This window comes from Pseudomonas sp. H2_A10 (assembly GCF_054680085.1).
Map to the genome: position 1 here is coordinate 5,380,488 of NZ_CP162821.1, position 14,471 is coordinate 5,394,958.

15 protein-coding genes are annotated in these 14,471 nt (G+C 61.4%); 8 read left to right on the forward strand and 7 right to left on the reverse strand.

Annotation, left to right across the window (positions count from 1 at the left end; genetic code table 11):
- Positions 1–358: 358 nt before the first annotated feature.
- Positions 359–1,132, forward strand: a complete 774-nt coding sequence (locus AB4O23_RS24995; RefSeq protein ID WP_460061090.1) for a transporter substrate-binding domain-containing protein — start codon at positions 359–361, stop codon at positions 1,130–1,132.
- Positions 1,133–1,248: 116 nt separating this feature from the next.
- Entirely contained in the window at positions 1,249–2,088 is an 840-nt protein-coding gene (locus AB4O23_RS25000; RefSeq protein WP_217855977.1) for a cache domain-containing protein, read from the forward strand.
- Between the two features lie 70 nt (positions 2,089–2,158).
- Here the strand turns inward: AB4O23_RS25000 and AB4O23_RS25005 are convergent, their stop codons facing one another.
- Together AB4O23_RS25005 and pobA are read right to left on the reverse strand one after the other, a co-directional pair.
- Positions 2,159–3,676 (reverse strand): MDR family MFS transporter, encoded by a 1,518-nt coding sequence (locus tag AB4O23_RS25005; protein ID WP_065877356.1) that lies wholly within the window; start codon positions 3,674–3,676, stop codon positions 2,159–2,161.
- A 66-nt stretch (positions 3,677–3,742) separates the two neighbouring features.
- Positions 3,743–4,927 carry a 4-hydroxybenzoate 3-monooxygenase gene (gene pobA / locus AB4O23_RS25010; protein ID WP_175404186.1) on the reverse strand — a complete coding sequence of 395 codons (1,185 nt, stop codon included), beginning with the start codon at positions 4,925–4,927 and terminating at the stop codon, positions 3,743–3,745.
- 189 nt (positions 4,928–5,116) lie between these two features.
- Between pobA and AB4O23_RS25015 the strand changes: the two genes are divergently transcribed.
- Positions 5,117–5,995: a helix-turn-helix domain-containing protein gene (locus AB4O23_RS25015; protein ID WP_017526698.1), complete on the forward strand. Its 879-nt coding sequence runs from the start codon at positions 5,117–5,119 to the stop codon at positions 5,993–5,995.
- Here the strand turns inward: AB4O23_RS25015 and AB4O23_RS25020 are convergent.
- Positions 5,988–6,164 carry a hypothetical protein gene (locus AB4O23_RS25020; RefSeq protein WP_017526699.1) on the reverse strand — a complete coding sequence of 59 codons (177 nt, stop codon included), beginning with the start codon at positions 6,162–6,164 and terminating at the stop codon, positions 5,988–5,990. The genes AB4O23_RS25015 and AB4O23_RS25020 overlap by 8 nt on opposite strands.
- Before the next feature lie 100 nt (positions 6,165–6,264).
- Entirely contained in the window at positions 6,265–7,170 is a 906-nt protein-coding gene (locus tag AB4O23_RS25025) for a LysR family transcriptional regulator (protein ID WP_460150301.1), read from the reverse strand.
- 107 nt (positions 7,171–7,277) lie between these two features.
- Here AB4O23_RS25025 and AB4O23_RS25030 point away from each other — a divergent pair, with 107 nt between their 5' ends.
- From AB4O23_RS25030 to AB4O23_RS25045, 4 genes are all read left to right on the forward strand, one after another.
- Positions 7,278–8,144: an MBL fold metallo-hydrolase gene (locus AB4O23_RS25030; RefSeq protein WP_460061099.1), complete on the forward strand. Its 867-nt coding sequence runs from the start codon at positions 7,278–7,280 to the stop codon at positions 8,142–8,144.
- Positions 8,145–8,178: 34 nt separating this feature from the next.
- A complete protein-coding gene (locus tag AB4O23_RS25035) occupies positions 8,179–8,793 on the forward strand; it encodes an NAD(P)-dependent oxidoreductase (protein ID WP_017526702.1) in 615 nt (204 codons plus the stop codon).
- Positions 8,794–9,012: 219 nt separating this feature from the next.
- Complete coding sequence (locus tag AB4O23_RS25040; RefSeq protein WP_017526703.1) at positions 9,013–10,200, forward strand: cyanate transporter; 1,188 nt, start codon at positions 9,013–9,015, stop codon at positions 10,198–10,200.
- 137 nt (positions 10,201–10,337) lie between these two features.
- Positions 10,338–11,273, forward strand: coding sequence for a LysR family transcriptional regulator (locus AB4O23_RS25045; protein ID WP_137219914.1), 936 nt, complete (start codon positions 10,338–10,340; stop codon positions 11,271–11,273).
- A gap of 49 nt (positions 11,274–11,322) precedes the next feature.
- Here the strand turns inward: AB4O23_RS25045 and AB4O23_RS25050 are convergent, their stop codons facing one another.
- From AB4O23_RS25050 to AB4O23_RS25060, 3 genes are all read right to left on the reverse strand, one after another.
- The gene (locus tag AB4O23_RS25050; RefSeq protein WP_065877073.1) at positions 11,323–11,685 is read right to left on the reverse strand and encodes a 5-carboxymethyl-2-hydroxymuconate Delta-isomerase; all 363 of its coding nucleotides are present in this window, start codon (positions 11,683–11,685) and stop codon (positions 11,323–11,325) included.
- Positions 11,686–11,741: 56 nt separating this feature from the next.
- Positions 11,742–12,665, reverse strand: coding sequence for a LysR substrate-binding domain-containing protein (locus AB4O23_RS25055; protein ID WP_065877074.1), 924 nt, complete (start codon positions 12,663–12,665; stop codon positions 11,742–11,744).
- A gap of 96 nt (positions 12,666–12,761) precedes the next feature.
- Positions 12,762–12,908: a hypothetical protein gene (locus AB4O23_RS25060; protein ID WP_175404185.1), complete on the reverse strand. Its 147-nt coding sequence runs from the start codon at positions 12,906–12,908 to the stop codon at positions 12,762–12,764.
- A gap of 198 nt (positions 12,909–13,106) precedes the next feature.
- On the opposite strand from AB4O23_RS25060, the gene tcuC reads away from it, so the two are divergent.
- On the forward strand, positions 13,107–14,411 hold the full coding sequence (gene tcuC / locus AB4O23_RS25065) for an MFS transporter (protein WP_017526708.1): 1,305 nt from the start codon (positions 13,107–13,109) through the stop codon (positions 14,409–14,411).
- The last annotated feature ends 60 nt before the right edge of the window (positions 14,412–14,471 follow it).

Below are 14,471 nucleotides of genomic sequence, written 5' to 3' on the forward strand. Positions count from 1 at the left end.
CATACGGTTGCGACTGGCGGGCGCGCGGGCGCCGCCGGGCAGATGCGCACAGGCGCGCGTCATCCATGGGGTAGATCAACGTAGGAGAGAGGTGTCTGGAGGGCGTGCATGCCGACAGTGAAACAACGCCCAGAACGCCAGCGTGGACGGCAGTGTCGCAAGGTGCGTATCAGCGGAACCGTCCATGGGCGAATCACGGTGAGGTACAGGCCCGCAGCGTCACACGCCTGGGCAGGCGGTTAAATTCAGGGATGCCGGAGTGTGGTTGCAACCCGGCTAAACATTCGCCGCGCCTTGCCACCCTGCCCCGCGCTGGAAATAATGGCTGCCCCCGACCATGCCCCAAGGACTCGACCGCATGAAAGCTCCGCTCGCCCTGTGTGTACTGGCAACCCTGGCCACCAGCGCCCTGGCCGACACCGCCCCGTCGCGCCTGGATGAAGTGCTGCAACGCGGCACCCTCACCGTGTGCACCACCGGCGACTACAAGCCCTATACCTCCCTGCGCGCCGACGGCACCTATGAAGGCATCGACATTGCCATGGCCGAGTCCCTGGCCAAGAGCCTCACTGCCAAGCTCATCTGGGTGCCCACCACCTGGAAAACCCTGATGCCGGACTTTCTTGCCAAGCGCTGTGATATCGCCGTAGGCGGTATTTCGGTGTCGCTGGAGCGCCAGAAAAAGGCGTTCTTCAGCCAGTCTCTCGGCGAAGACGGCAAGATCCCGCTGGTGCGCTGCGCCGATGTGCAGCGCTACCAGACCGTCGAACAGATCAACCAGCCGCAGGTACGGGTGATCGAGCCGGTCGGCGGCACCAACGAAGTGTTCGCCCGCGCCCACCTGGGCCAGGCGCAGATCCGCCTGCACGACAACGTGACCATCTTCGACGAACTGCTCGCCGGCAAAGCCGATGTGATGATCACCGACGCCAGCGAAGCGCGTTACCAGCAAAAACTCAAGCCCGGGCTGTGTGCGGTCAACCCGCAGCGGCAGATGCAGTACAGCGAAAAAGCCTTTTTGCTGCCGCGCGACGATATGGCCTGGAAAAGCTATGTCGACCAGTGGCTGCACCTGAACGTGGCCACAGGCGAGTACCAAGCCATCGTCAAGCAGTGGCTGGCGGCGCCTTGATCAACGGGCACGCGGCGCGGCGGCAGGCAGTTGGAGGGTAAATACCTCCCGACAAACCGCTCTGATCAGCCGGCACCGTCTACGCTCTTGGAAATCAACAAAACGAGGGACGGGTCATGAAGGCACTGTTGCGGATCACCTGGCTGCTGTTGTTGTGTTTCAGCCAGGTGCACGCCAATCCAACTCAGGCTCAAGACGCCGAGGCGGCCAAGGCCCTGCTGGAAAAAGCCCTGGCTTACTACCAGAGCCATGGCGACAAGGCATTCGCCACGTTCAGCCGCCAGGGCGACTTTATCGACCAGGACCGCTACGTATTCGTGGTCGATACCCAAGGTGTGTTGCTGGCCAGCGGCGGGCCCTCTTCGGCCTTGATCGGCCGCGACGTGTCTGAAGTATTGGGGCCGGACTTGCGCCAGTCATTCAAGGACGCCCTCAAGGTACCCGAAGGCCAGGGTATCCAGCAGGCCGACTACCGCTGGCAGAACTGGAACGACGGCAAGGTCGAGCACAAGCATGTGTTTTATCAGCGCGTCGGCGAACGCATCCTCGCGGTGGGTTATTACCTGCCACGGGCCACGCCGGAACAGGCGCGCGCCCTGCGCAACAAGGCGGTGAACGCGCTGGTCAAGGATGAGGCCGGCACGCTCAAGGCCATCAACTCATTGCAGGGTGGCTTCCTGCAGGACGACCTGTATGTGTTTGTGGTGGACCTGAACACCCGACGCTACGTGGCCCACGGCACCAACCTGAGACTGATCAACACGGACTTCAGCAAGATCAAGGACCCGGATGGCAAACCGGTGGGCGAGCCGATTCTCAAGCTGATGGCCGAGCAGGACCAGGGGGAATACAAGTACCGCTGGAAAAACCCGGTGACCGATAAGGTCGAGAACAAACATGCTTATATCCGCAAGAGCGGGCACTTCATGGTGGCGGTGGGTTACTACAGCCCCTGAAGCTGAAATGCGGTAAAAAAATGTGGGGGGGGGCAGGCCCCCTCACAGATTTTGATCTCTATGGTGTCCGTTATCTGGCCTTGTCTTCGCGGCCGCGCAGTACCCGATTCGGCATGGCGATGGCGGCCGCGAGCCCCAATAGAGACACCGCTGCACTCACCATCAGCAAATGCCGGAACGTCACCGCCAGTTCCCCGCGCAAGGCATCCTGCGCCGGGCCTGGAGCGGCGTTCAGCCCGTCCAACAACACGTTGCCGGAACTGCCCTCGGCCACCAGCGCACCGCTGGCCAGGTGGGCGAAGCTGGAGTCCTGCAACAACGCCAGCAGCAACGCCGACATACAGGCCACGCCCACCGCGCCACCAAGGGAGCGGAACAGGTTAGTGGTGCTGGTGGCAACGCCGATGTCGCGCTGTTGCACCGAGTTTTGCGAGCCCACCAGCGAGGTCGGAAATTGCATGCCGGCGGCGATCCCGCACAGCAGCATGAACACGCCGGTGAGCAGCACGTCCTGAGGCGCACTCACAGCCATGCCCATAATCGCCAGCGGGCTCAACAGCGCACCGCTGAGGATCATCGGTTTATAGCGCCCAGTCACCGAGGTCATGCGCCCGGCGGTATACGCGCCCATCGGCAGGCCCATCGCCAGGGGCAGCAAGTGCAAGGCCGCGCTGTCGGCACCGCCGCCGGTCACGGCCTGAAAGCGCAGCGGCATCAACACTGTCAGGGAAATGGCCTGGAAGCTGGTGAAGAAAATCGTGCACCAGCACAACACCGCGCTGCGGTTGGCGAACAGGTGCATCGGCAGCAAGGGCTCCGGCGCACGGCGTTCGTGCCACACAAACAGCGTCAACGCCACCAGCGCGCACGCCAGCAGGCCGAGCACCTGGCTGTCACGCCAAGGCCGGCCCTGGCCGATTTCGGTGATGCCCAGCAGCAAGGCGGTCAGGCCGATGATCATCAGCACGGTGCCGAGGTAATCGATGATCGGCTTGCGCTGCGGCATCGGCAGCCCCACCAGGGTGCGATAGGCCACGTACCAGGCGCCGGCGCCCAGCGGCAGGTTGATCAGGAACACCCAGCGCCACGACAGATATTCGGTCATGTAACCGCCCAGCACCGGCCCGGCCACGCTGGCGACCGCATACATGCTGCTGAAATAGCCCTGGTAACGCCCGCGCTCACGGGGCGCGATGATGTCGCCGATGATCGCCTGGCTCACCGAGATCATCCCCCCCGCCCCGATGCCTTGCAGCACCCGCGCCAGCACCAGTTGCTCCATGCTTTGGGCCAGGCCGCAAAACAGCGACGCCACGGTGAACAGGCCCATGCCGATCAGCATCATCGGGCGGCGCCCGTACAGGTCGCCCAGCTTGCCGTAGATCGGCACCGCCACGGTCATGGCCACCATGTAGCCGGAGATCACCCAGGCCAGCAGGTTGACATCGTGGAACCGCGCGGAGATGGCGGGCATGGACACTGCGACGATGGTCTGGTCCAGGGCGCCAAGGAAGATCGCCATCATCAACGAGGCGAGGATACTGCGCACCGCCGGGAGCGGCGGTGCGGGCTGATTGAGCTGAGTCACGGTAGAACCTTCGAGCCAGGCCGGCAGGCAACGGCAGCCCACGGCAATGCTCGATACGATAGCAGGCTATTCGATAGCCTCGTAAGGAAGCCCGACGTAATTTTCCGCGATGGTTTTACGCCCGGCTTCGGAGTGAATGAAGTACTCCAGCTCGCTCTGGGCAATGCGCTGGCTGAAGCCATCGGCCTCCGGGAATTGATGCAGCATCGAGGTCATCCACCAGGAGAACCGCTCGGCCTTCCACACGCGGCGCAGGCAAATGGCGGAGTAGCGTTCCAGCAAATCCACGCGTCCTTCGCCATACACCTTGAGCAGGATCCGGAACAGGGTGCTCACGTCACTGGCGGCCAGGTTCAGGCCCTTGGCACCGGTGGGCGGCACGATATGCGCCGCATCCCCGAGCAGGAACAGGCGCCCGTATTGCATCGGCTCCACCACGAAACTGCGCAGCGGCGCGATGCTTTTTTCAATCGAGGGGCCGGTGACCAGCTGTGCGGCCAGGGCGCTGGGCAGACGGGTTTTCAGTTCGTCCCAAAAGCGCGCGTCAGACCACTCATCCAGCGGCTCCTCGGCCGGCACTTGCAGGTAATAGCGGCTGCGGGTGGGCGAACGCATGCTGCACAGGGCAAAGCCACGCGGATGCTTGGCGTACACCAGTTCATCGTGCACCGGTGGCGTGTCGGCGAGGATGCCCAACCAGCCAAAGGGGTAGACGCGCTCGAAGACTTTCAATGACTCCGCAGGGATCGACTGGCGCGCCACGCCGTGGAAACCATCGCAACCGGCGATGTAGTCGCAGTCCAGGCGATACGCCTGGCCCTGGTGCTCGAAGGTCAGCCAGGGGCGATCGGTTTTCAGGTCGTGGGGCTGCACATGGCTAGCTTCGTAAAAAGTCTGGGCCCCGGCGGCGGCGCGAGCGGCCATCAGGTCACGGGTGACTTCGGTCTGGCCGTAGACCATCACCGACTGGCCGCCGGTGAGGGCCTTGAGGTCGATATGGGTGAGCTGGCCATTGAGCGCCAGTTCGAAGCCATCATGCACCAGGCCTTCGGCCTCCATGCGCTGGCTGACACCGGCCTCGCGCAGCAGGTCGACCATGCCTTGTTCCAGCACCCCGGCGCGGATACGGCCTTGCACGTAATCGGCGCTCTGGCGCTCCAGGATAAGCGTCTGGATCCCGGCGTTATGCAGCAGCTGGCCGAGCAGCAGTCCGGAGGGACCGGCGCCAATGATGGCGACTTGGGTTTTCAGCGTTTTCATTATTTTTATCGCCCGCACGTTACACCCGAACGGATCAGGTGAAAGAGTTGTCATTGCTGAGGTAGCTGACATTTTTCACTTGAGTGGGCGGCATAAGAAGGTGAAAACTTAGCCAAAGCCTGCGCTTTTTGCCAATTGGGGCGATTACCGAACAACTATCCTGAGTGTCGGATTGAAACCATGACTAAAACCGCGATTCCGGTCTTCAAGCTTTACGGAGAAAGCCAGCAATGGCCGACCCCCGATTTGTTGCACTGCGAAACCATTTCCCGCCGCAGTCGGGAATACCAGTGGGAAATCCAGCCCCACCGGCACGCGGATCTGTGCCAGTTGTTGTATGTACACAAAGGCCAGGCACAGCTGGAAATCGAGGGCCAGCGCACCACGCTCAACGAAGCCACGCTGCAGGTATTGCCGCCGTTATGCGTGCACGGATTTCGCTTTGCCGAAGATGTCGAAGGCTATGTGGTGACCCTGGCGGCGCCGCTGGTCAGCCATTTGCAGGCCCAGTTGGGCGCCACGGCAGGCGGCCTGCAGGCGTTGGGCAGTTACCCGGCGGGCGCGGACAGCGACTACCTCAACAGCCAGTTCGCCCGCCTGCAAGCGGAATACGCCAACGAACAACCGGCACGGGACATGATGATGCACGCCTTGATCAGCGTGCTGCTGGTGTGGATCAGCCGCCAGGCCATCCAACGTCGCCACCCGCGCGCACCACGGGGCAGCGAGTATTTCCGGCGCTTTACCCAACTGGTCGAACAGCATTACCGCGAACACCCGAAGATCGAGGACTTGGCCCACAAGCTGGGTATTTCGGTCTCACACCTGAATGGAACCTGTCGCGAGCTGGGTGGGCAGCCAGCGTTGCAGATCATGCATGACCGCCAGTTGCTGGAAGCCAAGCGCTTGCTGACTTACACCAGCATGACCATCAATGAAATGTCGGAGGTGCTGGGTTTTTCCGACCCCACCAACTTCTCTCGGCTGTTTCGCCGACGGGTCGGGTTCTCACCCAAGGCGTTTCGCGAGCAACTCAAGGCTGAACCGCCGCTTACCTGAGTGCACTGAAACTGCCGGAGTGGGGAACGCAGTGGTCCTGATGGCAGCTGATCGCGAAGGTCGGCTGCATACGGGTCTGTTCCACCCGGTAGGCGGCAGTCCCGTAGAGTGCGCTGGCCAAGGCGCAGAGGGTGAAAATCATCAGGTATTTTCTGGTTTTGATGCTCATGGCACAGACCTCTGGACGGATCCACACGGTGCTGTTTAAAGCATAGGCCAGCCAGGGCGAGTTGCCATTATTGGGCGACATTCAACAGCGTTATGTCGCCCTAGAGACCGATATCCCATGCCGGCTCTTCGGGGAACCTCAGCACCAGGAAATCCAGCAGGCTGCGCAGCGCCGAGGGCATGTGTTTACGCGAGGCATACACCGCGTAGATGTTCATTTGCCGGGGGGCGGCCTGGGGCAGCAGTTTCACCAATTCGCCGCGGCGGATGTGATCACCGGCCTGGTAACTGGGCAGCATCGCCACCCCGGCCCCGGTCAGCGTCACGCGCAGCAGGGTGCTGGCCTCGTTGGCCGTGATATTGCCGTGCACTGGCACCGACACGTGCTCACCCTGCTCTTCGAAATGCCACAGGCTTTTGCCGAAATACGAGTGGGTCAGGCAGTTGTGCCGCGCCAGGTCTTCGACTTTTTGCGGCGCCGGATGCTCCAGCAGATACGCCGGGGACGCGCACACCACCGAGCGACACACGGTCAGGCGCCGGGCGATCAGGTTGGGGTCCAGGTCGTTACTGGTGCGGATGGCCAGGTCGATGCGCTCATCCACCAGGTTCACCGTGCGGTCGAGCATTTGCAGGTCGACCGTGACCAAGGGGTAGCGCTTGACGTATTCGGCAATGGCCTCGGCCAATTGCGCCTGGCCAAATGAAGTGCTGACGCTCAAGCGCAGCAGGCCGCGAGGCGCATCGTCGGGTTCGCTGACGGCGGCCTGCATGTCACCGCACAGTTCCAAAAGTTGCCGGCAGCGCGGCAAGGTTTCGCTGCCGGCGGCCGTGAGGCTCAGTTTGCGCGTGGTGCGGTGCAGCAGGCGCGCGCCGACCCAGTCTTCCAACTCGGCCAAATAGCGCGACACCACCGGGCGCGACAGGTCCAGATGATCAGCCGCGGCAGACTGGCTGCCCAGGTCCACCACGGTGACGAATACCCGCATTGCTTGAAGACGATCCATGATTTGCCCGATTTCAGAAACAAACTATGTCCCAGCATCGCATTTTTAGTCTTGTTTGGTGCAACTAAGCTCTGTGCACTCTTTGAACCGATTGCTGGAGCTGCACGATGTTCTCAACCTTCAAGCGCTTGACCCTGGCCACCGCCGCCCTGGCATTTGCCGCCCATGCGGCAGCGGCCGACCTGAGCCTGGACCTGTACAACCCTGGCGAGGCGGCGATCTTCCCGGTGACCTCGGTGCTGGTCAGCGGCGCCAAGGACGCGATCCTGGTGGACGCGCAATTCGGCAAAGGCCAGGCCGAGCAGTTGGTGCAGAAGATCCGCGCCAGCGGCAAAAACCTGACCACCATCTACATCAGCCACGGCGACCCGGATTATTACTTCGGCCTCGACACCCTCACCGCCGCGTTCCCGAAAGCCAAGGTAGTGGCGCCGCAACCGGTGGTCGACCATATCAACGCCACCGTGGCCGGCAAATTGGCGTTCTGGGGCCCGAAAATGGGCGCCGACAAACCGGCCAAGACCATCGTGCCGCAGGTGTTACAAGGCCATAGCTTGACGCTCGAAGGCCAGCAGCTGGACGTAATCGGCCTGGACGGCCCGCAGCCGGATCGCAGCTTTGTGTGGATCCCCTCGATAAAAGCCGTGGTCGGTGGAGTAGTCGTCGCCGAGAACATCCACGTGTGGATGGCCGACACCCAAAGTTCGCAGTCTCACAAAGACTGGCTGGCCACCCTGCAACGCATTGCAGACCTGAAGCCGCGCACCGTGGTCCCCGGCCACTACCTGGGCACACCGTCGCCGGCCTCGGTGGCATTTACCGCCGACTACATCAAGGCGTTCGACCTCGAAACCGCCAAGGTCAAGGACTCCGCCGCGCTGATCGCGGCCATGAAAAAGCGTTACCCGACCCTGGCTGACGAAAGCTCGCTGGAGCTGAGCGCCAAAGTCGCCAAGGGCGAAATGAAGTGGTGAAACCGTTCAAACCTTAACCGTACTGGAGAACATCATGAGCACAATCGCAATTATTGGGGCCACTGGCCGTGCGGGTAGTCAACTGCTGGAAGAAGCGCTGCGTCGCGGGCATAGCGTGGTGGCTATTGCGCGTAATACCGACAAGCTGGCCGCGCGCCCGGACGTCACCGTTAAACAGGTCGATGCGCTGAACGCCGAAGCCCTGCAACAGGCAATCAGCGGTAGCGATGTGGTGATCAGTGCCGCGCACTTCGCCACCCTCCCCGCCAGTGCCGTGATCGGCCCGGTGAAAAAGGCCGGCGTACCACGCTTGCTGGTGGTGGGCGGCGCGGGCTCGCTGTTGCTGCCGGGTGGCGGCCGGGTGATCGACAGCGAGGGGTTCCCTGCCGAGTACAAGGCCGAGGCCAGCGCAGGTGCTGAATTCCTGGAGGCCCTGCGCCAGGAAGCACAATTGGATTGGACGTTCCTGTCGCCATCGGCGCTGTTCGATGGCACCGAACGCACCGGTAAATTCCGCCTGGGCCAGGATAATTTGCTGGTGGGCAGTGACGGTAAAAGCTCGATCAGCTTTGCCGACTATGCCATCGCCATGCTCGATGAAGTGGAAACACCGAAGCACTCGCGCCAACGCTTTACCGTCGGTTACTGACCCAACGCGGTCAAAAATGTGGGAGGGGCTTGCTCCCGATAGCCGCGGATCAGTCAGGATGTAACCACTGAACCACCGCTATCGGGAGCAAGCCCCCTCCCACATTTTGATAGGTGCTCTTGCAGTCACTGCAATTTTTCAATAGTGCCTGCGACTTTCTCATTTGCCCCACTCCCCCAACCATGGCCTGATTGCCCCTTGTTCACCCAAGGCAGGCCCATGGAAAACGTTCAGGCAAAACCCACCACCGCCCTCTGGCTGATGATCAGCGTGGTACTGGTCGCCCTTAACCTGCGCCCATCGATGGCGGCGGTAGGCCCCTTGTTGGCGTCGATTCGCGGCGATGTGCCGTTGAGTTTCAGCAGCGCGGCGTTGCTGACCATGCTGCCGGTGATGGCCATGGGCCTGGCGATGTTCTTTGGCATGGGCCTGGCCAAGCGTGTTGGCGAGCACCGCAGCATTGTGTTGTCGCTGGTGGTGATTGGCGTGGCGACGTTGTCGCGGTTGTTCCTCGATTCGGCGCTGGAGCTGATCGTCAGCGCCATCGCGGCGGGCATCGGTATTGCGATGATCCAAGCGTTGATGCCGGCGCTGATCAAGTCGCGCTTCAGCAACAATGTTTCCCTGTTCATGGGCCTGTATGTCACCGCCATCATGGGCGGCGCGGCGCTGGCGGCAGCGTTCTCGCCCTTCGTGCAAGTGCACACCGGCAGTTGGCGCATCGGCTTGGCGATCTGGGCAGTGCTGGCGCTGGTGGCGGTGGTCGTCTGGTACGCCCAGCGCTCGGTGCTGCCACCGTTACCCCACGCCGGTTCAGGCGCACAGGAAGCTTTTTTCGGTAATGGTCGCGCCTGGCTGCTGGCGATCTTTTTTGGCCTTGGCACAGCGTCCTACACCTGTGTACTCGCCTGGCTGGCGCCGTACTACGTCGAGCAAGGCTGGAGCGAACAAAACGCCGGTTTACTGCTGGGTTTCCTGACGGCGATGGAAGTCGTGTCCGGCCTGGTTACCCCGGCCATTGCCAATCGGCGCCGGGATAAACGCAGCGTGGTGGCGGTGTTGCTGGTGCTGATCATCATCGGCTTCTGTGGGCTGATCCTGAGCCCGCACCAGCTGAGCCTGTTATGGCCATGCCTGCTCGGCCTGGGCATCGGCGGGCTGTTCCCGATGAGCCTGATCCTTTCCCTGGACCACCTGGACAACCCGCGCCGTGCCGGTGGGCTGACCGCGTTCGTACAAGGTATCGGCTACCTGATTGCCGGCTTGTCGCCGCTGATCGCCGGGATGATTCGCGACCAATTGGGCAGCTTCGAATGGGCCTGGTGGGCGCTGACGGCGGTTGTGGTGGTGATGCTGTTGATCGTCATGCGCTTTGACCCCAGGCATTACGCGCAACATATCCGCTGACGTCGTGTTGCAAACAGTATTTGTCCCACCAAAAACATAGAAAAAACCTACAGCTCTTTCTATTGGCACGCCCGTTCCGTTAAGCTTTTGCGCTGTTGTGTACTGAGTTCGGTACAGCGGGTTTACGGACGGAATGGATGCTAAACAGTAACTTGCTCAGAAAACTCGATATGCAGGACTTGATGGTATTTATCGCCGTCTACGATCAGAGCAGCGTTACCGATGTTTCAGAAACGCTGTTCGTCAGCCAGTCCACCGTGAGCTACAGCCTGAAGAAGCTGCGCACCAGTTTTGAAGACGAGTTGTTTATCAACACTCGGGCGGGCATGCGTCCTACGCACAAGGCCACGACCATGTACGGCCATGTGCAAAAGATCCTCGAAAGCATCAACCTGTGCCACGCCGGTGGCCAGGCCTTCGATCCCACGCAGAAGGCCGTGACCTTCAATATTTGTGCTCCGGAATACTTCGAGCAATTGATCCTGCCGCGCCTGTTGAAAACCTTCGACCGCGCCGACCTGCCGGTGATCGTCAATGTGCAGAAACTGGAAACCGACATCCCCGCCGACGACCTGCGCGAAGGCCGCCTGGACCTGGTGATCTGTTTCGGCCCGCATTTTCACCGCGCCCATAAAGACTTCAAGACCCAGATGCTGCTGGAAGACGATTTGGTGTGCGTGTTCGACAAACGCTCGGCTCCCCGGGAGCCCGCGTTCAGCCTGCAATCGTTCGTCGAGCGGCGCCACGTATTCCCCACGCCATGGACGTCCGATACCAACATGATCGACGGCTGGCTCGCCCGCCAGGCCCACAAGCGCCACGTGATCGCCCGGGCCAACAGCTACAGCGCAGCCTTAAAGATGATCACCGGCACCGACTTTATCGTCACCCTGCCCCGCCGCGTGCAAAAGCTGCTGGCTCTGGCCCCCGCCTACGGCCACTGCGAGGCGCCCAACGGGTTGCCTGGGTTCACGCTGGATATGCAATGGAATGAAACCAGTGAACAGGACAGCGCCAATACCTGGTTTCGCGAGCAAGTGGTGAAGGTGTGTGCCGAGCACGGTCTGCTCTGAACACCGGTGGTGAGGGAGCTTGCTCCCCCACCCGCCGTGTTAATGCGTATCAGCCGATTGCGACTTTGCTATAAGCGTCGCGATCCATGTCGACCAGTTGAACACTGAGTTGAACCTGCACGTCAGCCGGCCAGTCGCCCAGATCCTGCAATGCCGCCAACAGGCTCTGGGACAACTGCTGTTTGACCTGCGCCGACCGCCCGCTGAGCAACGACAGCTTCACCGCGATAAAGCCGCGTGAACTGAGCGATGTACCCACCTGGAAACTCTCGACTTTCACCGCGCGGCTTTTGATATCGAATTCAGAACCGAACTGCCCGGATGCCATCAACACATTGTTAAGCCGCAACAAGGCCTTTTCGACGGCCAGGCCTGTAAGGTTGGCGGTGTATTCGAGGTGCAGGTGGGGCATGGGTGTCTCCGAGTTCTTGTAGGAAGATTCTTAGATGTATACCACGGATAAACGCTTCAAGCCTTGGCCCCAAGCCCTCGATCACTCATAAACGCCTCCAACCGCGAGCGTACCCAGCGCTCGGCCGGGTCGGTGTCCACGTGGCTGAGCCAGACCATGGACAAGTCCAACGTCGGTGTTTCGAACGGAAACGGCTCACAGAACAGGTTGCCCGACACCGCCATGGCTTCGGCGGTGTAGTCCGGCAGGCTGGCGATCAGGTCGGTACCGGCCAGCAATGCGGGCAAGGCGCTGTATTGCGGCACCGACAGCACCACATGACGCTTGCGGCCGATTTCTGCCAGCCACTCATCGGCAAAGCCCGACACGTTGGCGGTGTGAGACACCAGCACGTGGGGGCGTGAGCAATATTCATCGAGGGTCAGCGGCGTGTCCGAGGCATCGGCGCGCAGCAGTCGCGGGCGGATATGGCGCAGCAATTTGCGCTTGGCATTCGCCGGCAGCCCACGGGTTTGGGTGATGCCGACGGTAATGTCACCGGAGGCCAGCAGGTCAGGAATGCGCCAGTAATCCACGTGTTGCACCACAAACACCACCTGCGGCGCTTCCTGGCGCAAGGCGCGCAGCAACGGCGGCAACAGGCCGAATTCCACATCGTCGGACAGGCCGATACGAAAGGTCATGGTGCTGATGGACGGGTCGAAATCGTGGGTCAGGCTCAGCGCCGAGGACAACGAATCCAGGGCCGGTGACAGGTGCAGGATGATCTCCTCGGCGCGCGCCGTGGGCTCCATGCGGTGGCCGACCCGAATGAACAACGGGTCGTTGAACAAGGTGCGCAAGCGGTTGAGGGCAGAACTGATGGTCGGCTGGCCGAGAAACAGCTTCTCGGCCACCCGCGTGACATTGCGCTCCAGCATCAGTGCTTCGAAGACCACCATCAGGTTGATGTCGGCCTTGCGTAATTCATTGCGATTCATCGGCGCCTGCCTCTTCCCCACGACAGGCCGCAGTGTAGAAAGCGCGGCGCGCGGCGTCTACGCGCCTATCTGCCGATACGCCGCAAGGCCCGCGGCTCAAGGCTTGAGCGGAAACTCCTGATCCCGCTCAGAAAGCTCCGTCCCGTCGTCCGGGTGCTTCCAGGTCTGCGGTTTCTCCTCTTCGTGCTGCCGCTGGGGTTGTTCGCGTTCCGGCTCGTCTTGTTGCTTGCGTTCGTTACCCATAGCCATCTCCCATCCGTAAGAATTGGTCACACCTTTAAGCATAGAACAGGCTGGATGATTTGAACGCTGTGCCCGTCCGGTAAGCGGCTCACAAAAATAAAAAGAAAAATATTCACTTATCATTTCTAAATGTGTCAGCCACTATCTCAGGTCGTAAGCGAAACAAGCACTTTAAAAGAACGCTGGAGACACATAACCATGACTAGCCCTTCCCGGCCCGATTCTGCCAGCTCGAAAATTGGTGCGGTTTTCCGCGTTACTTCGGGCAACTTTCTTGAACAGTTCGACTTCTTTCTGTTCGGCTTCTACGCCACCTACATCGCCGCCGCGTTCTTCCCCGCCGCCAATGAGTTTGCCTCATTGATGATGACGTTCGCCGTGTTCGGCGCAGGTTTCCTGATGCGCCCGCTGGGTGCGGTGATCCTGGGGGCCTACATCGATGACGTGGGGCGCCGTAAAGGCCTGATCGTGACCTTGTCGATCATGGCCAGCGGCACGCTGTTGATCGTGCTGGTGCCGGGCTACCACACCATTGGCCTGTGGGCACCGTTGCTGGTGCTGCTCGGTCGCCTGTTGCAAGGCTTCTCGGCCGGCGCGGAACTGGGCGGTGTGTCGGTGTACCTGGCGGAAATGGCCACCCCGGGCCGCAAAGGGTTCTACACCAGTTGGCAGTCGGGCAGTCAGCAGATTTCCATCGTGGTCGCCGCTGCCCTGGGTTACGGCCTGAACGTGTGGATGGAGCCGGCCGTGGTTGCCGACTGGGGCTGGCGCATTCCGTTTGCCGTCGGTTGCGTGATTATTCCGTTCATTTTCCTGCTGCGCCGCAACCTGCAGGAAACCGAAGAGTTCGCCAAGCGCCAGCATCGCCCGACCATGCGCGAAGTGATGGCGACCCTGGCAAAGAACTGGACCGTGGTGATCGGCGGCATGCTGATGGTAGCCATGACCACGACTGCGTTTTACCTGATCACCGTGTATGCGCCGACCTTCGGCAAGACCGTGCTGCAACTGAGCACCTCCGACGCCCTGCTGGTGACCTTGCTGGTAGCCGTGTCGAACTTTGTCTGGCTGCCCATCGGCGGCACATTGAGCGATCGCTTCGGCCGCAAGCCGGTGCTGCTGGCCATGACTGTGCTGACCGTTCTCACGGCTTATCCAGCCCTGTCCTACGTGGTGAATGCCCCAAGCTTTGCGCATATGTTGGAGACGCTGCTGTGGTTCTCCTTCCTCTATGGCATGTACAACGGCGCGATGATCCCGGCGCTCACCGAAATCATGCCGGTGGAAGTGCGCGTGGCAGGCTTCTCCCTCGCCTACAGCCTGGCGACCGCGGTGTTTGGTGGCTTTACCCCGGCCATTTCCACCTGGTTTATCCACATCACCGCAGACAAGGCCTCGCCGGCTTACTGGATGATGTTCGCCGCGCTGTGTGCCCTGTGCTCGACCCTGGCGTTGTATCGCCGCGCCGGCAACCGTGGGCAGGTGGTTCAGCAGGCGATGTAACGTCGCCTCGGCGCCTCACGACCTGCGTGCCACCCACCCGTGGTCGGTGGCACGCGCTTG